This window comes from Brevundimonas nasdae, from assembly GCF_019395145.1.
GTDB lineage: Bacteria > Pseudomonadota > Alphaproteobacteria > Caulobacterales > Caulobacteraceae > Brevundimonas > Brevundimonas nasdae.
Genome location: NZ_CP080034.1, coordinates 1,635,255 through 1,656,950 on the forward strand (window position 1 = coordinate 1,635,255; position 21,696 = coordinate 1,656,950).

Below are 21,696 nucleotides of genomic sequence, written 5' to 3' on the forward strand. Positions count from 1 at the left end.
CGCACAGCGACAGGGAGAGAAATGCATGCCTAAAGGTCAAAACACGCCCCTCTATGCGCGCGGAAAACCCGCCATCGGCGCCGGACTGGTCGTCGCGGCGCTTTCCGCCGGCTCCGCCGCCTGGGCGCAGACTGCGCCGCCCCCGGCCAACACTGTCGACGACATCGTCGTCACGGCTCAGCGCCGCGCTGAAAACGTCCAGAACGTCCCGATAGCCATCACGGCGGTCCGGGGGGAGACGCTGCAGAACCTGAACATCACCCAGCCGTCGCAGTTGTCACTGATCGATCCCAGCGTTCGCTTCAAGCAAAGCTTGAGCAGCAGCGCCTCGGGCCTGTCCATTCGCGGCGTCGGCACCAGCAGCTTCTCGGCCGGCATCGAACAGAGCATCTCCACCGTCGTCGACGGCGTGGTTCTGGCGGTCCCGTCCGGCCTGTCCACCCTCAGCGACATCGACCGGGTGGAGATCCTGCGCGGGCCGCAGGGCATGTTGTTCGGCAAAAACGCTTCGGCAGGCCTAGTTCACTTCATCACCAAACGCCCCAAGCTGGACGCCACCGAGGGCGAGTTGGATGTTCAGATCGGCAACCGCGGCACACGCATCGTCCAGGCCATCGGCAACGTCGCCCTGACTGAGAACTCGGCCCTGCGCATCGTCGCCTCGCACCACGAGCGCGACGGTCTGATCCGCAACCTGTTCCAGGACGGCGTCAGAACCGACCCTCAGAATGTCTCCAGCCTGACGCTGAAATATCTCTGGAAACCCAATGAGGACCTGACGGTCTATATCTCGGCCGACCGCACCGAGAGCGACGGCTTCTGCTGCCAGTCGACCTATCGCAAGGTCACGCCCGGCTTTGCGCCCACCGTCATGAATGACCGCTACGGCGTCGTCGCTGGGCCCAAAAACCTGGACAGCCAGCGGCCCGGTCGTCGGCGACAGCTATGCGCAGGGTGCCTCGATCCAGGTGGACTACGCCCTGGGCGACCACACGATCACCTCCATAACCGCCTATCGCCAGTTCGATGCCCATGGCGCGTCTGACGGCGACATGACCGCCGTCAACTACATCGACAGCAACGGCGGGGCGAACAAGACGGACTGGTTCACCCAGGAACTGCGCCTGACCTCGCCCATCGGCCAGCATTTCGACTATGTGGCAGGCCTCTATTATTACAACTCGACCGCATCATCCCTGATCCGCCAGCGCGGCAATCTGAACTGGATCGTCCCCGCCTCGCAGGGGCAGGTCATCCCCATCGTTCCGGGCGCCAGCCTGAACACGGTGTTCGAAAACTCGACCTACAACGACGTCGATTCCACCAGTTTCGCCGTCTTTGGCCAGGGCACATGGCACGCCACGCCGCGTCTCGACATCATCGTCGGCGCCCGTTCGACCTGGGACGACGCCGAGCTGGATTACCGCCGCGCCCTGACGCCTGGGACCATGCCGATCCCCGGCTCTGTCCCGCTGCAGTTCAAACAGAGCGTGGACGCCCATAACCTGTCGTGGAGAGCCAGCGCCCGGTATAGTCTGGCCCAAGACATGATGGCCTACGCCACCATTTCGCGCGGCTATAAGGGACCGGGCTTCAGCGGCCTCAGCGCCGCATCCGCCACCGCCGACCAGCGGGTCCAGCCGGAAATCCCGACCAGCTATGAGCTGGGCCTGAAGACCGCCTTCCTGGATCGTCGTCTGGTCGCCAATCTGGCGCTCTACAGCACCACGGTCAAAGACTTCCAGGCCCAGGTGTCGGACCTGTCCAGCCCCACCTATTCGACGCGCATCACCAACGCCGGCGAGATCAAGACCAAGGGGGTCGAGTTCAACCTGATCGCCCGCCCGACTGCGGAACTGACCATCACGGCAGGCGGCGCCTACACCGACGGCCACTACGTCGATTTCAATGGCGTCCAGTGCTATTTCGGCCAACCCAAGGTGTCCCAGGGCGGACCCTGCACCACCCCTCCCGCCAATCCCACATCGCCAGACGGCTTCTTCAACGCGGGCGGCTTGTCTTTGGCAGGCGTCGCGGAATGGGTTTACGGCACGACCGTCACCTATCAACGCGACGTGGGCGCCGGGCTGCACATGGCCGGTCAGGTCAACTGGAACTGGCAGAGCGACGTCAACTTCGCGCCCAGCGGCGACCCCGGCACGATCCAGAAAGCCTATGGCCTGCTGGGCGCCCGCATCGCGGTCTCCAGCCAGGACGCCCGCTGGACCCTGGCCCTACTCGGCAGCAATCTGCTGGACGAACGTTTCGCCGCCATGATCGCCCCCTCGCCGTCCACGGCCCTGAACCCCGGCGGCTATGTCCAGTTCTTCAGCCCCGATTCCGTGCGCCGCTTCAGCGTCAGCCTGTCGACGCGCTTCTAGTCGCGCGCACCCCGACCGGCTTCAACCAGAACCACGAGAACAGATGATGAAAACCACCGCCCGCCTCCATCCGCCGACACGGCGCCGCGCAACGGCCTTGTCCAGCCTGGCTCTCGCCTGCGCCCTGGGCCTGGGTATGGCCGCCTCGCCATCGATGGCCGCATCCCAGCCCCAGCCTGCCGCATCCGAGACCAAGCCGATCCTGACCATCTATCACCTGGAAGGCCGCCGCTCCGAGCGCGTCGTCTGGCTGTGTGAAGAACTGGGCCTGCCCTATACGCTGGAATACAAGCGCGGCGACCTGCGCGGTTCAATGGCCCAGATCCGCGCCCTCAATCCCCTGATGCCGGTGGCGCCGACCGTCCTCTATGGCGATCAGGTCATCGTGGAATCGGGCGCCATTCTGGAGATGCTGCTCGCCCGCCACGGCGATGGTCGTCTACGCCCCGCCGTCGATTCCCCGGACTTCCCCTATTATCTGCAGTGGATGCACTATTCCGAGGGTTCGTTCGCGGCGCGGGTGATCGGCGACTATCGCGTCGAGATGATCCGCCGCTCGACCAGCCCCAGTCCGCTGGTCGACGCCGAAGACACCATCCGCTTCGCCGAAGACTATCTCAGCCGCCATCCCTACTTCGGCGGCGCCGAGTTCTCGGCGGCGGACATCATGATGCTGTTCCCGCTGAACGTCGCCACCTCGACCAGGATCGCCGACATCAGCCAGTTCCCGCACCTGGCCGCCTGGCGTGAAAAGATCGAGCAACGCCCCGCCTATCAGCGGATGCTGGCCGTCGCCCGCCCCGACGGCGTGATCGGGTCCCTGCCGCCCCTGCCGGGACGTTAGGAGCGCGTTTTCTTGGCGGGACGTCGGGAATCCGACGTCCCGCCAGTTTCAAGCGATTGCGAGGCCTGAAACCCTCATGCCGACTGTGGGGACAGGGCTGGACTGACAGCCCCCCGTTTTTCCGCACGGTTCCGATAGCCCAGCAGCCGCAAGGCGTTGATCACCACCAGCAGCGTCGATCCTTCGTGAAGGATGACCGCCGGACCGATTCCCAGGCCGAATATGGTCGCCGGCACCAGGAAGGCGATGACGCCCAGACTGACGATCAGGTTCTGCAGGATGATGGCCCGCGTGCGTCGGCTCAGGCCCACGGTGAACGGCAGTTGCGACAGATCATCGGACATCAGCGCGACATCAGCCGTCTCCAGCGCAACGTCCGAACCTGCCGCGCCCATGGCGATGCCGACCGTCGCCGTGGCCATGGCGGGGGCGTCGTTCACCCCGTCGCCCACCATGGCGATCTTGCCGTCTGCACGCAGGCGTTTGATGGCGTCCACCTTGTCCTCCGGCATCAGGTCGCCCCAGGCTTCGGTCAGACCGACCTGCCCGGCGACCGCCTGAACGGCCTGCTGGTGATCACCGGAGATCATGATCATTCGCTCGATGCACAGCGCCCGCAGCGCCTTGAGCGTCGGCTCGGCCTCAGCGCGCGGCGTGTCCAGCAGCCCGATCACGCCCAGGTCCTGTGCGCCGCGCCGCACCACCATCAGGGTCCGCCCCTGCTCGCGCAGTCGAGCGACGACCGAAGCCGTCTCATCACCCAGCGCCGCCACACCGTCGGCGCCGAACATCTCGGGCTTGCCGATCCAGATCGTCTCGCCGTCCAGCAAGGCCGTAACCCCCTTGCCCGTCAGGCTCTTGAGATCCGTCGCCGTCGCCATTGGGGCGTCGCCCAGACGTGCGCGCCCATCGCGCGCGATGGCCTCGGCCAGCGGGTGATCGCTCAGCCGTTCGACAGCGACGGCTGTCGCCAGCAGATCGTCCTGCGTGATCGTCGCCACAGTCACGATGTCGGTGATGCGCGGGCGTCCCTCCGTCAGTGTTCCGGTCTTGTCAAAGGCAACGGCGCTCAGGGAGCCCAGATTCTCCAGCGGCGCCCCGCCCTTGATCAGCACCCCGGCGCGCGCCGCACGAGCCACGCCGGACAGAACGGCGCTGGGCGTGGCGATGGCCAACGCACACGGACTGGCCGCCACAAGCACGGCCATGGCGCGATAGAAGCTGTCGCGGAACGGTTCGTCCACCACGACCCAGGCGAACAGCAGCAGGAAGGCCAGCACCAGCACCAGCGGCACGAAGACGCGCGCGAACTGGTCGGTGAACCTTTGGGTCGGCGACTTCTGCGTCTCCGCCTCGCTGACCATGCGCACCACCTTGGCCAGGGTGGTGTCGCTCGATTTCCGTGTCGTCTCGATCTCGATGGCGCCCGCGCCGTTGATCGTGCCGGCGAAGACCTGGGATGCGGCGCCGATCTGGGCCGGTCGCGCCCGCGCGCTGGCGGCGTCGGCGACGGGCTGTTTGTCGACAGGGATGCTTTCGCCGGTGACGGGCGCCTGGTTGATGCTGCTGGCGCCCGCCACAACGAAACCATCGGCGGGCAGCCGCTCATTGGGACGCACGACCACCACGTCCCCAACCTCCAGCGCCTCTACGGGCAGTTCGACGATCTGGCCGCCCCGCCGCACATGGGCGGTTCGGGGCGCCAGTTCCGCCAGCGCCTCAATCGCGCGCTTGGCCCGGCCCATGGCGTAGTGTTCGAGCGCGTGGCCGATGCTGAACAGGAACAGCAACAGCGCGCCCTCGGCCCAGGCCCCCAAGGCCGCCGCCCCCGCTGCGGCGACCAGCATCAGCGTGTCGATCTCGAAGCGCTTGCGCCGCAGGTTCTCGGCCGCTTCGCGCACGGTGAAGAAGCCGCCGAACCCGTAGGCCAGAAGGAACAGGGCCAGGGGCAGCCACGACGGAATGCCGGACACCCACTGCTCCAGCACAAATCCAACGCCAAGCGCCGCCCCCGAGGCCAGGGCGAAGATCAACTCCGTATTAGGGCCCAGGAAACCGCCGTCGCCGTGGTCGTGGCTTGCACCGCCTTCATGGTCATGGCGGTCGGCCGTTTCGCTGCATGGGATTTGGCGGGTCATTCGGCGATCTCCTTTGCGTGCGGGCGGTTGTTCTGAGTAGCGGCGGTCATTCTTCGTGCCCTTCGTCCTTGCGGCGGCGCACCGTCCTGGCTGCGAAGGTCGGCAGCACCAGCAGGGTCAGGGCCGTCGCCGTCAGCAGCCCGCCGATGACCACGGTGGCCAGCGGCTTTTGAACCTCCGCCCCGGCGCCATGGGCGATGGCCATGGGGATGAAGCCGACGATGGCGACCAGGGCGGTCGTCAGTACAGCCCGAAGACGGCTGGACGCCCCTTCAATCGCCGCGTCTCGGGGCGCCAGCCCCGCCTGAAGCCGCTCACGGATGGCCTGCATCAGGACCAGCCCGTTCAGGGTCGCCACCCCCGACACGGCGATGAATCCCACGGCGGCGGACACAGAGAACGGCATGCCGCGCAACAGCAACGCCAACGCCCCCCCGATCAAGGCCAGGGGCACGCAGGCGAACACCAGCCCCGCCTCCGTGAACGAGCCCAACGCCATGAACAGCAGCACCCCGATCAGGACGAAGACAATCGGGATGACCAGACCCAGACGTTGCTCTGCCCGCTTCAGATTCTCAAACTGACCGCCCCAGGTCAGACGGACGCCGGAGGGCAGCTGAATCTTCTCCACCTTCTGCTGGGCGTCGGCGACGAAGCCGCCCAGATCGCGACCGCGCACATTGGCCTGAACCACCATGCGACGGCTGCCATTGCTGCGGCTGATCTGGTTTGGCCCCTCGGCGCTCTGGATGCGCGCGACCGACGACAGGGGCGTGATCACGCCCGTGGTCGAGACAATGGGCAGGGCCGCCAGCGCCGCAGGATCATTGCGCGCGTCGTCAGGCAGGCGCACCACCACGTCAAAGCGGCGGTCCCCCTCGAATATCCGCCCCGCCTCCGCGCCGCCGATAGCGGCCGAGACCGCCTCGGACACGTCGGCTGCGGACAGACCGTAGTTGGCGGCCGCGATCCGGTCGACGCTGATTGTCAGGGTCGGCAGGCCGGAAGCCTGTTCAACCCGTACGTCGGCTGATCCCGTCGTCTCTCGCAGGGCCACGGCCACCTGATCGGCGACGCGCTGCATGGTGTCGAAATCGTCGCCATAGACCATGACCGCCAGATCGGTCCGCACCCCGGAAATCAGTTCGTTGAAGCGCAGTTCGATCGGCTGGCTGAACTCGAACGCATTGCCGATCTGCTGATTGGCCAGGGTTTCGAACCGCTCCAGCAGCGCATCCTTCTCCAGCCCGGAATCGGGCCAGTCCTTGCGGTCCTTCAAGACGATGACGCCGTCGGAGATGTTGGGCGGCATAGGGTCCACGGCGGCCTCTGCCGTGCCGGTGCGTGAGAACATGGTCTCCACTTCCGGCTGGGCGGTGATCGCCCGCTCCAGCGCCATCTGCATGGCCAGCGACTGCTCCAGCGACGCTGAAGGCACGCGCAGGGCCTGCATGGCGATGTCGCCCTCGTCCAGGGTCGGGATGAACTCGCGCCCCAGCGAAGAGAAGGCCAGTGCGCCGACGACTACGGCGCCCAATGCCGACGCCAATACGATCTTGGGCCGATCGACGGCCATGCGGATGGCCGGCTGCAGCCAGCGACGCGCGTGGCGCAGCAGGAAGGTCTCATGCTCGTGGGCGCGGCCTTGCGCATCCACCTCGACCTTCTTGGGATCGCGCACCAGCAGGGCCGTCATGGCGGGTACGAAGGTGAACGAGAAGATGAAGGCGCCGACCAGAGCCAGCATGACCGTCGCGCCCATGGGCACAAAGGTCTTGCCCTCCACCCCTTCCAGCATCAGCAGCGGGGTGAAGACCAGAAGAATGATCAGTTGGCCGAATGCGGCGGGCTTGACCATCTTGCGCGCCGCAGCCCCCGCGACCTGAAGCCGCTCGCGCCGAGTCAGCGCGCGGCCAAGATCAATCCGCCGCTGCGACAGCATCAACAGGGTGCTCTCCACCACAATGACCGCGCCATCGACCAGCAGGCCGAAGTCCAGCGCCCCCAGGCTCATCAAATTGCCGCTGATCCCGAACCGATTCATGCCGATCACGGCGAACAGGAAACTGATGGGGATCATCAGGGCCGTGATGCTGGCCGCGCGAATGTTGCCGAGCAGCAGGAACAGCACGACGATGACCAGCAGCGCACCCTCGCTCAGATTGCGCGCCACGGTGGCGATGGTCGAGTTGACCAGAGCGCTGCGGTCCAGAACCGTCACCGCCTCGATCCCGGCAGGCAGGGTCTTGCGAACCTCCTCCAGCCGCTCGCCCGCCGCCTGGGCCACGGTGCGGCTGTTGCCGCCCGCGATCATCAGCGCGGTTCCCAGAACAGCCTCGTGGCCGTCGCGGCTGGCCCCGCCTAGGCGCGGCGCCTGGCCGATTTCCACGGTGGCGACGTCGGCGACCCGCACGATCAGGCCGTTCCGATTGACCACCGGCGCCTGGGCCAGATCCTCAATGGTCGAGGCAAGGGCGTCTGTCCGAACCGTCAGCGCCTCACCGGCGCGCTGCACATATCCGGCCCCGGCCTGGGTGTTGGCCCGGTCCAGCGCCTGGATCAGATCACCCAGTCCCAACCCATAGGCGGACAGTCGGGCGGCGTCGGGCCGCACGGCGTATTCCTTGACGTAGCCGCCGACCGTATCGACGCCCGCAAGCCCTTGGGTCGTGCGCATCTGCGGGACGATGACCCAGTCCTGCACCGTCCTCAGATAGGTGGCGCGTTCCTGTGGGGTCGAAAGCAGATCGCCTTCCGGGGTCAGATAGGCGCCGCCCGCCTGCCACCCGGCCTGCCCCGGCTTGGCCAGGTTCGCGCTGTTGAACGGTTTGTAATCGACCGTCCACATCAGCACCTCGCCAAGCCCCGTGGTGATCGGGGCCATGGCGGGCTCCACCCCGTCCGGCATGGCCTCGCGCGCGCCCGCCAGACGTTCGGCGACCTGCTGACGGGCGAAATAGATGTCCGTCTGGTCGGTGAAGATGACCGTCACCTGACTGAACCCGTTGCGGCTCAGCGACCGCGTCGAGGTCAGGCCGGGGATGCCCGACATGGCGGTCTCGATGGGATAGGTGACCTGCCGTTCGATCTGTTCGGGCGCCAGCGCAGGGGCGACCGTGGTCACCTGGACCTGGCGATTGGTGATGTCCGGCACGGCGTCGATAGGCAGCCGGGTCAGCTCAAGCAGTCCATAGGCCGCGACCAGGGCCGTAGCCAGGACGACGAGCCACCGGAACTTTACTGATGCTTCAATGATGGATTTGAACATCGGCTTCGCCCCTAATGACCGTGCTCGGCCTCGCCCTTGGCGAGTTCGGCTTTGAGGAGGAAGGCGTTGGTTCCGGCGATCCGTTCAGACCCGGTCAGACCACGCAGGATTTCGGTCCGGCCGCCCGCCTGGCGTCCGGCCAGCACCGGACGGGACTGGAAGCCCTTGGCCACCTGAACAAAGACGACGGTGTTCCCGTCAACGGTCTGCACCGCCTCGCTTGGAACGGTCAGGCCGCCTGTCGTGTCGCCGGTGACGATGGCCCCGGATACAGCCGATCCGGCTGGCGGCAGGACAGACCCCGTAGGCCGAGCGCGTATGACGGCGCCGCCGTTCGCACCGCCCGCGCCCGCCGCGACCCCGGTCACGACGGCGTCGAAATCACCGCCGGGGCCGCTGACACGCAGCGGCGCCCCCGCCTGCACATCGACAGCCAGGGCGGGCGGCGCGGTGAAGACCAGTTCGACTCTGGCGGGGTTGGTGACCTCGGCGACGACGCCGCCCTGGGCGACGAACCCGCCCGGTCCGACCTGCACGCTGGTCACCACCCCGGCGATGGGGCTGGTGACGCTCAGTCGACCAGCGACATTGGGCGCACCGGCTGCGCTGGACCGAGCACGCGCCGCACGGGCGCCCGCTTCAGCGCTGAGCAGTTGCGCGCGTGACGCCTCCACCTCCTGTCGGGCCACCACGCCCTGTTCCGCCAGATTGCGGTTCCGCTCATAGACCTGACGCGCCGCCTCGGTCTGGGCGGCTGCGGCGTCAGCATCGGCGCGGAAGGTCGCCGCTTCACCGCTGACAAGACTGGCCAATGGCTGACCGATCCGCACCGTCTGGCCGGGCGACACCAGAACCCGTTCGACCCGTCCGCCGACCGAGGCCGCAACGGCGGCGCGCGCGTCAACCATCGGTTCGACGCGGCCAGCCAACTGCACTTCGGCCCCGCCTCCCCGTCCGACGCCGACGACAAGGATGTTGGCGCCCTGGATCTGGCTTTCGCTCAGCTCGACAAAGCCTTCCGGCCCATCGGCTTGGCCTTCAGCCTCTGCAGCATTGCTCTCAGCGACAGCGGGGGCCGCGTCCGGCCCGCGCGACAGCAGGTAGAAACCACCGGCGGCCAACAGAATGACGGCGGCGGCCCCGCCGATCAGCAACGTCTTGTTCGATGTGCGCTGGCGCATCATTCAGCTCCTTGGAAAGGGGCGCGGCCGTCCAGGCGCGCCAGTTCGATTTCCGCGCGGACGCGGGCGAGGCGCGCATCAACAGCGGTGGTCCGCGCAGAGATCAGGGCCGCGCGGGTGACGCGCAGCTCAAGCTGCGAGATGCGCCCAGCGTCAAAACCGATCCGCGACAGGCGATAGGCCTCCTCGGCGGACCCCACCCCGGCGTCGGCCGCAGAAACCCGGCTGACCGAGGCGGCCAGACGCGCCTGGGCCGCAGCACGATCAGCCTGTGCTTCCTGGCGCGCACTGGCCAGTCGCGCATCCGCCGCGCGGAAGTCCGCCTGGGCCGCTTCGATATTGCCCCGGTTTCGGTCGAACAGAGGCAACGGCATGCTGACGCCGAACGTCAGGGCGGTGGCGTCCTCCATCTCATAGCGGCGCACCCCCACGCTGGCGGTGATGTCCGGTCGTGTGCGGATGCGCTCCACGTCGATCCGCCGTTCTGCGGCTGTTCGCTCGGCCTGCGCGACACGGACAGTCGTCGGGTCCGCTGATCCGGCGAATGCGGCGGCAGGCGACCGATCCAGCAGGCTGGCGTCGATGCCGGTCACCGGCGAAGGCAGCATGGCCACGGCGGTCAGCCGTGCAAATGCAGCGTCCCGTTCGGCGACGGCCTCATCGCGACTGGCGCGCGCCGCTGCGGCTTCGCTTTCGCCCTGAATGCCGCGCAGCAGAGGCTCCCGTCCCTGCTCAACCAGTATCAGCGCCGCACGCGCATCGGCTATGGTCAGGCTCAGGCTGTCTTCCGCCAGCACCGCACGCCGTTGCGCCGCCTCGGCCTCGGCATAGACCTGGGCCAGGCGTCCCGCTGCATTCAGAACGGCCAGGTCCCGCTGCAGGGTCGCCGTCCCCGCGTCCGCCCGCGCCGCATTGATGCGTGCGGTTCGGCGTCCCCACAGTTCCAGATCCTGACTGAAGGACAGGGTGGTTTCGGCATTGTCGAGCCCCCGATAGGGCCCGCTTCCGAAAACATTCGAGGCATCAAGGCCCAGCGTCGGATTGGGTCGGACACGGGCTTGGCGAACCCGCGCCTCGGCGGCCTCCGAAAGGGCTTCGGCCTCCTGGCTTGCAGGGGTTTGATCGAGCCGCGCCAGCAAGGCGGGGAAGGAAGGCGCCGGGTCAGCCCAGGCGGGGCTGGCCAGAACGGCCGACAGTGCGGCCAGCGCGCAGCCGACCGCGAAGCGCGGCGGCCGACGATGAGAGGCAGACATGAGTCATTTTCCAGCAGTTTGACACGAGATCACGCGCACGACGGCGCAGACGTCGGGTCAGACTCTGGGAGGGCGCTTCAGACCGTCGGGCGAAATCGACGACGGGAAATCACTGGAGGGGAAGGCGTGGACGGGCCGCGCATGGATATGCACAGCGATGTCGTCGCTGGCGTCGGTTCGCGCCGTTCCGTTGTGATGGCAATGACCGTGGGCGCATAGGCCGTGACCTTCACCCAGCCCGCCCTGGTCGGCGTCGCCAGAGTCCTGGTCAATAACCGCGTGCGCATAAGGGCTTTCCGGCGCACAGACCTCGGCGTCAGCGATCGGGGCGACAAAGAACACGGCCGCGACCAAGGTCACCGCCAAAATCAGTCTCGCCCATGTCGCCATCGACCATGTCATCGCGGGCTGGATACTGTCATCCGAGCGCCCAGGCAATCCGTTATACTGTACGACCGCCGCGACTATTTGACGAACTCAGGGCTCGACGCCCAACTCAGGCGGCCCGCAACGCTTTCGCCCGGCAGGGATTACAACCCCATGCGCGGCGAACTGGACACCTATCAGGCCAAGCGACGGTTCGGGGAGACGCCCGAGCCCAAGGGGCGCAAGGCTGCGCGATCCAAGGGCGGCCTCCGCTTTCTGATCCAGCGCCACGCGGCGACGCGGCTGCACTATGATTTCCGCATAGAGGCGGACGGGGTCCTGAAATCCTGGGCCGTGACCAAGGCCCCGTCGCGTGACACCTCCGTCAAACGCCTGGCGGTCGAGGTTGAGGACCATCCGCTGGATTACGGATCGTTCGAGGGGACCATCCCCAGCGGCAACTACGGCGCTGGAACCGTGCAGATGTGGGACGTCGGAACCTGGGAGCCGCAGGAGCCGGACCTGGAAGCCGCTTGGGCCAAGGGGCAGATCAAGATGATCCTGCACGGCGAACGGCTGAAGGGAAAATGGGCGCTGATCCGGCTGAAAGCGGATCGGGACAAACCCCAAGGGCGCGGAAAGCAGCGCAACAACTGGCTTCTGCTCAAGGAAAAGGACGAATACGCCGTGGCGGGCGAAGGCGACGCCCTGTCCGAAATCGACGCCTCGATCACCACAGGCCGGTCGCTGGCCCAGATCGCCGATGGCGAGACCCAGTGGACGTCCTCCAAGCCGACGGGACGCAAGGGCCCCGACAAGCCAAAGCCCACCAAGGCGGCGGCGTCCACAGCGACCAAACCGCCGCCGTTCGTTCCGATCCAACTGTGCAAGGCCGTCGATCATCCGCCCGGCGCGGCGGGCTGGGCGCATGAGATCAAGTTCGACGGCTATCGCATCCAGATCGGCGTCGGCGGCGGCAAGGCGGTCTTGAGAACCCGCAAGGGCCTGGACTGGACCGACCGGTTTCCCGAACTGGCGTCGGATGCGTCGGGTTGGCCCGACGCGGTGATCGACGGCGAACTGTGCGCGCTGGATGACGACCACATGCCCGATTTCAGCGCGCTTCAGGCGGCGATCTCGGACGCCGACACGGACCGCCTGGTCTATTTCGCCTTCGACCTGCTGTTCGAGGGCGGCGAGGATCTGCGCAAACTGCCGTTGTCGCACCGCAAGGCGCGGCTTCAGGCTTATGTGGACCGGGTGGGCAAGTCGGGCGCGGCGCGGTTGCGCTATGTCGAGCATTTCGCCTCGACCGGTCAGGCGGTGCTGGAGAGCGCCTGCCGGATGCATCTGGAAGGCGTGATTTCGAAGAAGCTGGACGCCTCTTATCATGCCGGACGATCAACCAGCTGGGTCAAGTCCAAGTGCCGGGGCCGCGACGAGGTGGTGATCGGCGGCTGGTCGTCAGAGGGCGGCACGCGCTTCCGCTCTCTGCTGGTCGGGGTGCGGAAGGACGGGGGCTTGCGCTATCTGGGTCGGGTCGGAACGGGCTATGGCGAGGCCGTCACCCGCACCCTGGTCCCGGCCCTGAAGGCCGAGGCGGCGGACAAGAGCCCATTTTCCGGGCCGGGCGCACCCAAGGCGGCCAAGGACATCCATTGGTTGAAACCCGTGCTGGTCGCCGAGATCGAACACGGCGGATACACCGAGGCTGGGTCGCTGCGTCAGGCGGCGTTCAAGGGGCTGCGTGAGGACAAGCCCGCCGCCGAGGTCACCCAGGTCCCGCAGCCGCCCGCCGACATGAAGCCGCAGAAGAAGACGACCACGACAGTTCGCCCGACCTCGAAACCCGGCAAGGTCACGGTCGCTGGCGTCACTTTGTCCAGCCCTGACAAGGTGCTGTGGCCCGCTGTCGGCGACCGGCCCGCGATCACCAAGGCCGACCTGGCGCGGTATTACGAGGCGGCGGCGGAGCGCATCCTGCCTCATGTAGCGGATCGCCCTACATCCATCATCCGCGCCCCCGAAGGCATAGGCGGCGAGATGTTCTTCCAGCGGCACGCCATGAGCGGATCGAACCCGCGCCTGAAGCTGATCGACGTCAAGGCGCGGACCCCCTATGTCGCCGCCGTCGATGTCGGCGGTCTGGTCGCCATCGGCCAGTCGGGCGGACTGGAGCTGCATCCCTGGGGCTGCAAGCCTGGCGACCCGGAGACGCCGGAGCAGATCACTTTCGACCTCGATCCCGACGAAGGCCTGGATTTCGCGGACGTCATCGCGGCGGCCAAGGTGGTGAAGGCGAGACTGGAGGGCCTGGGCCTGACGCCCTTCGTCAAGACAACCGGCGGCAAGGGCCTGCATGTGGTCGCGCCCATCAAGACCGACGCCCGATCCCGGGTGACCTGGGACCAGAACAAGGCCTTCGCCAAGGCGGTTTCAGAGGCGATCCGCGTCGATGCGCCCGACCGTTTCACCACCACCCTGGCCAAGAAGGCGCGGGGCGGCAAGATCTTCATCGACTATCTGCGCAACGGCCGTATGGCGACGGCGGTCGCGCCCTGGTCGCCGCGCGCGCGGCCCGGCGCCGGGATCGCCTTTCCTCTGTCGTGGGACCAGGTGAAGCCGGGCCTCGACCCGGCGGCCTTCAACCTGTGGACCTACCCTGCCCTGCTGAAGAAGTCGGACCCATGGGCGGACTTCCGCGCGTCAGCGGCGAACCTGAGACCTGCGCTGAAGAAGATGGGCCTCTGAACCTCTCTCCTCCTTGCCCGTAAAGGATCAGGCGGCCGACTTCTTCTTGGCCGCAGGCTTCTTCGCCGGCACCTTCTTGGCAGCGGGCTTCTTGTCGCCTCCGCCGCCCTTGAGGCTGTTCTTCAGCGCCGCCATCAGGTCGATGACATTGGTGTCGTCCGGTTCTGCGATGTCGACCAGGCCCTTGCCGCCCTTGGCCTTGGCCTTGATCATCTCGCGCAGCGCCTCGTCATAGCGATCCTTGAACTGGGAGGCGTCAAAGTCGCCCTCCTTCTGGCCGATGATCCGCGCTGCGATCTCCACCATGTCGGCGTCCGCCTTCACCGTCGGGATATCGTCGAAATAGTCGGCGGCGTCGCGCACCTCGTCATGGGCGCGCAGGGTGTAGGCGATCAAACCCTTGTCGCGCACTTCCAGCGCCAACTGCCGTTCCTTGCCACGCAGCACCAGTTGCCCCAACGCCACCTTGCCCTGTTTCTTCATGGCGTCGCGGATGACGGCGAAAGCTTCGACGCCCGCCCCCTTTTCCGGCACGACAAAAAAGGGATCGGCCCAGTACAGGCGGTCGATGTCGGCTTCATCCACGAACCTGTCGATGGAGATTGTCTTGGTGCTCTCCAGCTTGACCTGATCGAAGTCGGCGTCGTCGAACAGAACATATTCGTCCTTGGACACCTCATAGCCGCGCACCAGATCGCTGCGCTCCACCGGCCCGGTGTCTGGGTCCGTCGGCACCATGCGGATGCGGTTGTTGGTGTCCGGATTGATCAGGTGAAACCGCACGTCATTGGTGCTGGTCGTCGCCGTAAAGAGGGCCACCGGACAGGTGACCAACGACAGTTTCAGATGCCCTTGCCAGGTCGGACGTGCGGCCATGTTGCTTCTCCCTTGGCCAATGGAATGCGTCAGGCGCGTTTCCGTTCGCGGCACGGGAACCGACATCGCATAATCACATAAAGATATCTTTATATCTTGATTGACATGAGCGGCGATTGTGGCAATTTCCAATGGTCGAGGTTCTTCACGTCGCTCTCGGGCGGCGCGAAGCTAAGAGGGAAGCCGGTGCGATGCCGGTGCTGCCCCCGCAACTGTAAGCGGCGAGCTAAGGGTCCATCTTGTGTCACTGAGAGCATTCGCTCTCGGGAAGGCCGGACCCGAAGCCGTGACCCGCGAGCCAGGAGACCTGCCCCGACAGATAACGTCCTCCGGCGGGGTGTCCGGCCAGGTCGCATGAATGCTGCGCTGGAACGATTCCGCGTGTGCGTTCGCGCGTCCCTGTCCGCTGTCTCGCCACAGCATCAACGGCAGAGACCATGGCGAGCAGCGAATTCACCTTCATCATCAAGCGCACGGCGCTCGACGAGGATTACCGCCCTGCCGAGAACACGCGGATCACGACCAACTTCGCCAATCTGGCGCGCGGTGAGAGCCGTCAGGAGAACCTGCGCAACACCCTGCGGATGATCGACAACCGCTTCAACTCATTGGCCCATTGGGACAATCCAAAGGGCGATCGCTACACGGTCGAACTGCAGATCATCACCGTCGAGATGAGCGTCGTCGCCGGTGACAGCGGCGAGGCCTTCCCCCTGATCGAAATCCTTCAGACGACGATCATCGACAAGAACACCGGTGAGCGCATCGAAGGGGTCGTGGGGAACAACTTCTCCTCCTACGTCCGCGACTATGACTTCAGCGTGGTTCTGCCGGAGCATTTGAAGACCCACCCCAATGCTGGTCCGCCAGCAGGATTCGGCGATCTGCACGGCAAGCTGTTCAAGCATTTCCTGAACTCACGCGCCTATCGTGATAATTTCAGCAAGCCGCCCGTCATCTGCCTGAGCGTGTCCAGCAACAAGACCTACCACCGGACCGGCGCCGAACACCCTGCCCTGGGCCTCGAATATGAGAATGACGAGTTCTCGCCGACCGATCAGTATTTCGCGAAGATGGGGATGAAGGTCCGCTACTTCATGCCGCGAAACGGCGTGGCCCCCCTGGCCTTCTACCATATCGGCGACCTGACGGCCGACTACACCGATCTCGAACTGGTCAGCACCATCAGCACGATGGAGACCTTCCAGAAGATCTATCGCCCCGAGATCTACAACGCCAACTCGCCCGCCTCGGAACAGTATCAGCCCAGCCTGAAATACCAGGACTATTCGCTGACCCGGATCGTCTACGACCGCGAAGAACGCAACCGCCTGGCCGTCGAACAGGGCAAGTTCGTCGAGGAACGGTTCATCAAGCCGCATCAGGCCGTTCTCGACCAGTGGTCCGCCAACTTCGCCGCCTGATCAGACCCAGAACAACAAAGTCGCCACCATGAAAACTCTTCTCCCCACCTCGACCGCCGGCAGCCTGCCCAAGCCCGCCTGGCTGGCCCAGCCCGAGACGCTGTGGTCGCCCTGGAAACTGCAAGGCGACGAACTGATCGAAGGCAAACAGGACGCCCTGCGTCTGTCCCTGAGCGATCAACTGAACGCCGGCATCGACATCGTCAGCGACGGCGAACAGACGCGCCAGCACTTCGTCACGACCTTCATCGAACACCTCGACGGCGTCGATTTCGAAACCCGCAAGACCGTCAAGATCCGCGACCGCTATGACGCCAGCGTCCCGACCGTCGTCGGCGCTGTCAGCCGTCCGAAGTCGGTCTTCGTCGACGACGCCAAATTCCTGCGCCAACAGACCAAACAGCCGATCAAATGGGCCCTGCCCGGACCGATGACTATGATCGACACCCTCTATGACGACCATTACAAGAGCCGCGAAAAGCTGGCCTGGGAGTTCGCCAAAATCCTCAATCAGGAAGCGCGCGAGCTTGAAGCCGCTGGCGTCGACATCATCCAGTTCGACGAACCCGCCTTCAACGTCTTCTTCGATGAGGTGAACGACTGGGGTGTCGCGGCCCTGGAAAAGGCCGCCGAAGGGCTCAAGTGCGAGACCGCAGTCCACATCTGCTACGGCTACGGCATCAAGGCCAATACGGACTGGAAGAAGACCCTCGGCTCGGAGTGGCGACAGTATGAGGAAGCCTTCCCCAAGCTGCAGCAGTCCAGCATCGACATCATCTCGCTCGAAGCCCAGAATTCGCGTGTGCCGATGGACCTGATCGAGCTTATTCGCGGCAAGAAGGTCATGGTCGGGGCCATCGACGTGGCCACCAACACCGTGGAAACGCCGGAAGAAGTCGCCGACACCCTGCGCAAGGCCCTTCAGTTCGTGGACGCCGACAAGCTCTATCCTGCCACAAACTGCGGCATGGCTCCCCTGTCGCGTCGCGTCGCGACCGGCAAACTGAAGGCCTTGGGCGCAGGCGCCGAAATCATCCGTAAAGAACTGTCCGCCTGACAGATGATCGAAGCGGGCGCTCGGGCTTGATGACAAAAGCCCGAGCGCTCGCCGACGCCGCTCTGAATGCGGCGCCCCAGGGTTCAAACACATGAATATGTTGAGCAACATCAGCGATGATGCTGAGCTGCGCCGCCTCTTCGGTCGCTTCCCCACCGGCGTGACCACCCTGTGCGCCATGGTGGACGGTCAACCTGTCGGCATGACCGCCAGCGCCTTCGTCGCCGTCTCGCTCAAGCCTCAGTTGGTGTCCGTCTGCATCAAGCGCGGCTCCGGCACATGGCGGCAGTTGCGAGCCCAAAAACGCCTTGGCATCTCATTCCTGAGCCATGGCCATTCTGGCGTTGCACGCCAACTGGCCCAGAAGACCGGCGACCGTTTCCTGGGACTGGACTACGAAACCACCCCCGACGGCGCCCTCTTTCTCGCGAACGCGACGGCCTGGCTGGAATGCTCAGTCGAGCAGGAAATCCCCGCCGGCGACCACGACATCGTCCTCTTCCGCCTCCACCGCGCAACCGCCGCCGACAACGTAATGCCGCTTGTCTTCCACTCCAGCGACTTCCACACCCTGGCGCCGATCCATCATTCATCTGCCACGTGACGCAGCGATCAGGACGCCCGATCCAACGAAAGTTGAATCACATCTGTGCGGCCTGACCGGAAACCGGCTTCGCAATAGGCCAGATAGAAGCGCCAGAGACGGCGGAAGCGGTCGTCGAAGCGTGAGTCTTTTTGACAGATGTCGTTCCAAGCGCCCTCAAATCGGCGGGCCCACTCGGACAAGGTGTCGGCATAGTCGCGCCCGAAACGCTCCGTCTGCCCCCATCGCAGCCCTGCCTCGGTGACAACCGACGCCATCTTTGCTTCCGACGGAAGCGAGCCGCCGGGGAAGACGTATTTCTGGATGAAGTCCGTGCGCGCGTCGTATTCGTCGAACAGCTCCTCCTGAATGGTGATGATCTGCAGACCCGCACGTCCTCCCGGCTTCAGAACCTGGTGAACCTTAGAAAAATAGGCGCCCCAATACTCTCGCCCGACCGCTTCGAACATCTCGATGGAGGCCACACGGTCGAACTGGCCCTTCACGTCGCGATAGTCGATCAGGCGGATGTCGGCCTTGTCGGCCAGCCCGGCATCGAACAACCGCCGACGGGCGAAATCATGCTGCTCTCGGGAAATGGTGACGCCGGTCACCACAGCCCCGATCTCCTTGGCAGCGAACTCGACGAAGCCGCCCCAGCCGCAGCCGATCTCCAACACGTTGTGGCCAGCCTGCAGGCCCATCATCCGCGCCAGAGAGGCGTACTTGGCGTGTTGCGCGTCCTGAAGCCCCTGCCCCGCAGTTTCGAACCGCGCCGACGAATAGGTCATCGAGGGATCAAGCCAGGCCTGGTAGAAATCGTTGCCGAGGTCGTAGTGGGCGTGGATGTTGCGGCGCGACCCGCGACGGCTGTTGCGGTTCAATCGGTGGCCGAACCTGTTGACCAGGTTCATCAGCGGATTGCCGTCAAACAGGCGTCGAATATGGTCATAGTTGTTGACCAGGGTTTCCAGCAGGATCGCAAGATCCGGCGTGTCCCATTCGCCGGCCAGATAACCCTCTGCAAATCCGATATCCCCTCCCCTCAGCACACGTGCGGCGAAGCGAGAGTCGTGGACGGTCAGGATGGCGGCATGGCCGGGCGTCTGACCCGTCAGGTGATGGTGTGAGCCGTCCGGCAGCACCAGCGTCAGCCGCCCCCAGCTCCAATTAGCCGACAGAAGCCGCACCAGAAGAGCCATGACCGGAGACGTCTTGCGCATGTCTTTCACCGCATCGCAGTAGGTGGTGGTCATTGGGTCAGTCGGCCGTGAGTTCGGGATGGCAGGGTCAAGGCGTAAGACGGCTCTCACGAGCCCGACGCTGGATTGTGACGGGTTCGGCGGCCGGCGGCGGCTGACGGGTCAGGTCTACACCCTTGATCCAGAGTTTCAGCGCCTCCCAGTGAATGGCGAGAACGACCTTCAGCGTCATCAGCGGCAGGGCCAGCGCGCCGGCGGACAAGGCCTTGTCGTCAAGCGTTCGGCGCTCGGCCGACATGGCGGCGGTGATCAATACGCCCTCTCTATCCCGGCCGTCGATTGTCATATCCAGGTAATCTGAGGGCGCGTGGCCGCGAAAGGCGTAGTCCATCTCCATCCCCATGAAAGGTGAAACATAGAGGGCCTTCGCCGCGCCCTGGCGGATCAGTCCCGCCGCCTGATCGTGGGGCGGAACAGGAATGACATAGGCGTGGCGTACGCCGAAGGTGCTGGTGACCTCATAGACCATGGCCGCCAGCCGCCCGTCGGCGTGATGGCAGTAATAGAGGCTGATCGGATTGAAGACATAGCCGAGCACACGCGGCATGGTCAGCAGACGAACCGGCCCGTCGCCGATGTCGATCCCCGCTCGCCCGAGGAAAACCTCGATCTGCGGCCGCAGCGCCGCCCCGGACCCATCGCCATGGTCCCGGTCGTGAAAGGACATCAGGTTGAAGCGATTGTGCGAGAACAGGCGCAGGCGGCGGTCCAGACCATCAATCTCGGCTAGGTCCAACAGCAGCCAAAAGACGCGATAGTTCAACCGATGCGCCTTTGGCCGAAGCCGCTGGTGCATGACGCCTCCGCAATAGAGAGCGGATGCCTGGGTCACGCCGCCCTCTCCAAGGCGTCCGTCGATATCGGCGACAGATGGATGCGACTGCTTTCGTTCTCGACCGACCAGGGACGGCGCACGCCGCCCAGTTGCTCTGCGACAGCCAGACCAGACTGCAATCCGTCTTCGTGAAAGCCCGCTCCGAAATGGGCGCCGCAGAACCAGACGCCGCCCTGACCCTGCAGGCTCCACAACTGCTTCTGGGCTTGAATGGCGGCAGGGTTGAAGATGGGATGTTCGTAGAGCTCGCTGCGCAGCAGGGTGTCGGGGCGCGGCGGACGCGGCGGATTCAAGGTGACGAACAGATTGTCGCCAGACAGCCCCTGAAGCTTGTTCATCCAGTAGGTGACGCACAGGCCGTCGTCCGCGCCCATATAGTTCCAACTGGCCCAGGCGCGACGACGGCGCGGCATCAAGGTAGGATCTGTATGCAGAACGGTCAGGTTGCGGCTGTAGCGGAAGGCGCCCAGCACCGCCTGTTCCTGATCGGTCGGCTCGGCCAGCATGCCCAGGGCCTGGTCCGCATGGGCGCCGATGACGACATGGTCGAACCGTTCGACGCCGCCCTGGCTGTCATGAACCATGACGCCTTGCTCGGTTCGGCGCACACTCGTCACGCCATGATCCAGGCGTACATCCTCGATCGCCCGGCTTAGGTGTTCGACATAGACCCGGCTGCCGCCTTCGACCGTCCGCCAGAGGGGCCGCCCCACCAGTTTCAGCAGGCCGTGGTTGCCGCAGAAACGGATGAAGGCCTCGGCTGGATAGTCCATCAGCGTATGCGCTGGCGAAGACCAGATCGCCGCCGCCATCGGCAGCAGGTGATCGTCGCGGAAGGCCTCGCTGAACCCTTCTCGCTTCAGATAGTCACCCAGCGTCAGATCGGGATCGGTCAACCCGCCGAGATCTATCGGAGCCTCGCGATAAAAACGAAGAATCTCGCCCAACATGGACCAGAAACGCGGGCGAAGAACATTGCGGCGCTGGGCGAACAGCCCGGGCGCGGCATACTCGAACCGCCCGTCGTCCAGGGATACCGCGAAGGACATGTCGGTGGCGCGGGTCTTGACCCCCAAGTGATCGAACAGGGCGATCAAATTAGGATAGGTGGCGTCGTTGAAGCAGATGAAGCCGGTGTCCACCTCGATGTCGCCAGACGCGACGCCGGCCGTGACCGTATTGGAGTGGCCTCCAAGGCGGTCCGCCTTTTCAAAAAGCGTCACAGTGTGACGCTGCGATAGAAGCCAGGCCGATGACAGAGCGGCAACGCCGGAACCAACCACAGCGATCTTTAACGAGCGGCCGGAAGGATGGGCGGACGACTGCGACATAGGAGCTCCAAAGCGCGCCTGCCTGGGACCTGGGAGGCTGGAACTATTACGCCGCCACATGAAGTTCGGATTGCGAATGATCCAGACATTTCAGTGAAGCGTATTAGGCTCCATGCATGCCGAGGCTTCGTCTTTCACATCCCACG

At 65.2% G+C, this 21,696-nt stretch carries 16 protein-coding genes and 1 riboswitch; of the genes, 7 read left to right on the forward strand and 9 right to left on the reverse strand.

Annotation, left to right across the window (positions count from 1 at the left end):
- The first annotated feature begins 25 nt into the window (after window positions 1-25).
- The 3 genes from KWG56_RS18755 to KWG56_RS07990 are packed head-to-tail and all read left to right on the forward strand — an operon-like array spanning window position 26 to window position 3,225.
- Window positions 26-1,045, forward strand: a complete 1,020-nt coding sequence (locus KWG56_RS18755) for a TonB-dependent receptor plug domain-containing protein (protein WP_244999694.1) — start codon at window positions 26-28, stop codon at window positions 1,043-1,045.
- A complete protein-coding gene (locus KWG56_RS07985) occupies window positions 969-2,381 on the forward strand; it encodes a TonB-dependent receptor (RefSeq protein WP_244999736.1) in 1,413 nt (470 codons plus the stop codon). The genes KWG56_RS18755 and KWG56_RS07985 overlap by 77 nt, the downstream gene beginning before the upstream one ends.
- 46 nt (window positions 2,382-2,427) lie before the next feature.
- A complete protein-coding gene (locus KWG56_RS07990) occupies window positions 2,428-3,225 on the forward strand; it encodes a glutathione S-transferase family protein (RefSeq protein ID WP_219354381.1) in 798 nt (265 codons plus the stop codon).
- A 74-nt stretch (window positions 3,226-3,299) separates the two neighbouring features.
- Here the strand turns inward: KWG56_RS07990 and KWG56_RS07995 are convergent, their stop codons facing one another.
- The 5 genes from KWG56_RS07995 to KWG56_RS08015 are packed head-to-tail and all read right to left on the reverse strand — an operon-like array spanning window position 3,300 to window position 11,425.
- Window positions 3,300-5,363, reverse strand: a complete 2,064-nt coding sequence (locus KWG56_RS07995) for a heavy metal translocating P-type ATPase (RefSeq protein ID WP_219354382.1) — start codon at window positions 5,361-5,363, stop codon at window positions 3,300-3,302.
- 46 nt (window positions 5,364-5,409) lie between these two features.
- Window positions 5,410-8,631 (reverse strand): efflux RND transporter permease subunit, encoded by a 3,222-nt coding sequence (locus tag KWG56_RS08000; protein ID WP_219354383.1) that lies wholly within the window; start codon window positions 8,629-8,631, stop codon window positions 5,410-5,412.
- Window positions 8,632-8,642: 11 nt separating this feature from the next.
- On the reverse strand, window positions 8,643-9,812 hold the full coding sequence (locus KWG56_RS08005; protein ID WP_219354384.1) for an efflux RND transporter periplasmic adaptor subunit: 1,170 nt from the start codon (window positions 9,810-9,812) through the stop codon (window positions 8,643-8,645).
- Window positions 9,812-11,065, reverse strand: coding sequence for a TolC family protein (locus KWG56_RS08010; protein ID WP_219354385.1), 1,254 nt, complete (start codon window positions 11,063-11,065; stop codon window positions 9,812-9,814). The genes KWG56_RS08005 and KWG56_RS08010 overlap by 1 nt, the downstream gene beginning before the upstream one ends.
- A 57-nt stretch (window positions 11,066-11,122) precedes the next feature.
- The gene (locus KWG56_RS08015; RefSeq protein WP_244999695.1) at window positions 11,123-11,425 is read right to left on the reverse strand and encodes a hypothetical protein; all 303 of its coding nucleotides are present in this window, start codon (window positions 11,423-11,425) and stop codon (window positions 11,123-11,125) included.
- Between the two features lie 180 nt (window positions 11,426-11,605).
- Between KWG56_RS08015 and ligD the strand changes: the two genes are divergently transcribed.
- On the forward strand, window positions 11,606-14,182 hold the full coding sequence (ligD, locus tag KWG56_RS08020) for a DNA ligase D (protein ID WP_219354386.1): 2,577 nt from the start codon (window positions 11,606-11,608) through the stop codon (window positions 14,180-14,182).
- Between the two features lie 27 nt (window positions 14,183-14,209).
- Here the strand turns inward: ligD and ku are convergent, their stop codons facing one another.
- Window positions 14,210-15,058, reverse strand: coding sequence for a non-homologous end joining protein Ku (gene ku / locus KWG56_RS08025; RefSeq protein ID WP_219354387.1), 849 nt, complete (start codon window positions 15,056-15,058; stop codon window positions 14,210-14,212).
- 121 nt (window positions 15,059-15,179) lie between these two features.
- Window positions 15,180-15,387: riboswitch (cobalamin riboswitch) on the forward strand.
- A 108-nt stretch (window positions 15,388-15,495) separates the two neighbouring features.
- Between ku and KWG56_RS08030 the strand changes: the two genes are divergently transcribed.
- From KWG56_RS08030 to KWG56_RS08040, 3 genes are all read left to right on the forward strand, one after another.
- Window positions 15,496-16,482: a DUF1852 domain-containing protein gene (locus tag KWG56_RS08030; RefSeq protein ID WP_219354388.1), complete on the forward strand. Its 987-nt coding sequence runs from the start codon at window positions 15,496-15,498 to the stop codon at window positions 16,480-16,482.
- A 28-nt stretch (window positions 16,483-16,510) separates the two neighbouring features.
- Window positions 16,511-17,539 (forward strand): methionine synthase, encoded by a 1,029-nt coding sequence (locus KWG56_RS08035; protein ID WP_219354389.1) that lies wholly within the window; start codon window positions 16,511-16,513, stop codon window positions 17,537-17,539.
- A 91-nt stretch (window positions 17,540-17,630) separates the two neighbouring features.
- The gene (locus KWG56_RS08040) at window positions 17,631-18,143 is read left to right on the forward strand and encodes a flavin reductase family protein (protein ID WP_219354390.1); all 513 of its coding nucleotides are present in this window, start codon (window positions 17,631-17,633) and stop codon (window positions 18,141-18,143) included.
- Between the two features lie 8 nt (window positions 18,144-18,151).
- On the opposite strand, the gene KWG56_RS08045 is transcribed toward KWG56_RS08040, so the two are convergent.
- The 3 genes from KWG56_RS08045 to KWG56_RS08055 are packed head-to-tail and all read right to left on the reverse strand — an operon-like array spanning window position 18,152 to window position 21,550.
- Entirely contained in the window at window positions 18,152-19,378 is a 1,227-nt protein-coding gene (locus KWG56_RS08045) for an SAM-dependent methyltransferase (protein ID WP_219354391.1), read from the reverse strand.
- 34 nt (window positions 19,379-19,412) lie between these two features.
- Window positions 19,413-20,216 (reverse strand): DUF1365 domain-containing protein, encoded by an 804-nt coding sequence (locus KWG56_RS08050; RefSeq protein ID WP_219354392.1) that lies wholly within the window; start codon window positions 20,214-20,216, stop codon window positions 19,413-19,415.
- Window positions 20,213-21,550, reverse strand: coding sequence for an NAD(P)/FAD-dependent oxidoreductase (locus tag KWG56_RS08055; protein ID WP_219354393.1), 1,338 nt, complete (start codon window positions 21,548-21,550; stop codon window positions 20,213-20,215). The genes KWG56_RS08050 and KWG56_RS08055 overlap by 4 nt, the downstream gene beginning before the upstream one ends.
- Window positions 21,551-21,696 lie beyond the last annotated feature (146 nt).

Excerpts from the sequence above, each read along its gene's own strand:
- KWG56_RS08005 (WP_219354384.1), bottom strand. The coding sequence starts at position 9,812 with ATGCGCCAGCGCACATCGAACAAGACGTTGCTGATCGGCGGGGCCGCC.
- KWG56_RS08045 (WP_219354391.1), bottom strand. The coding sequence starts at position 19,378 with ATGACCACCACCTACTGCGATGCGGTGAAAGACATGCGCAAGACGTCT.
- KWG56_RS07995 (WP_219354382.1), bottom strand. The coding sequence starts at position 5,363 with ATGACCCGCCAAATCCCATGCAGCGAAACGGCCGACCGCCATGACCAT.
- KWG56_RS08055 (WP_219354393.1), bottom strand. The coding sequence starts at position 21,550 with ATGTCGCAGTCGTCCGCCCATCCTTCCGGCCGCTCGTTAAAGATCGCT.
- ligD (WP_219354386.1), top strand. The coding sequence starts at position 11,606 with ATGCGCGGCGAACTGGACACCTATCAGGCCAAGCGACGGTTCGGGGAG.
- KWG56_RS08000 (WP_219354383.1), bottom strand. The coding sequence starts at position 8,631 with ATGTTCAAATCCATCATTGAAGCATCAGTAAAGTTCCGGTGGCTCGTC.
- KWG56_RS07990 (WP_219354381.1), top strand. The coding sequence starts at position 2,428 with ATGAAAACCACCGCCCGCCTCCATCCGCCGACACGGCGCCGCGCAACG.
- KWG56_RS08030 (WP_219354388.1), top strand. The coding sequence starts at position 15,496 with ATGGCGAGCAGCGAATTCACCTTCATCATCAAGCGCACGGCGCTCGAC.
- KWG56_RS08035 (WP_219354389.1), top strand. The coding sequence starts at position 16,511 with ATGAAAACTCTTCTCCCCACCTCGACCGCCGGCAGCCTGCCCAAGCCC.
- KWG56_RS08010 (WP_219354385.1), bottom strand. The coding sequence starts at position 11,065 with ATGTCTGCCTCTCATCGTCGGCCGCCGCGCTTCGCGGTCGGCTGCGCG.
- KWG56_RS08040 (WP_219354390.1), top strand. The coding sequence starts at position 17,631 with ATGAATATGTTGAGCAACATCAGCGATGATGCTGAGCTGCGCCGCCTC.
- ku (WP_219354387.1), bottom strand. The coding sequence starts at position 15,058 with ATGGCCGCACGTCCGACCTGGCAAGGGCATCTGAAACTGTCGTTGGTC.
- KWG56_RS18755 (WP_244999694.1), top strand. The coding sequence starts at position 26 with ATGCCTAAAGGTCAAAACACGCCCCTCTATGCGCGCGGAAAACCCGCC.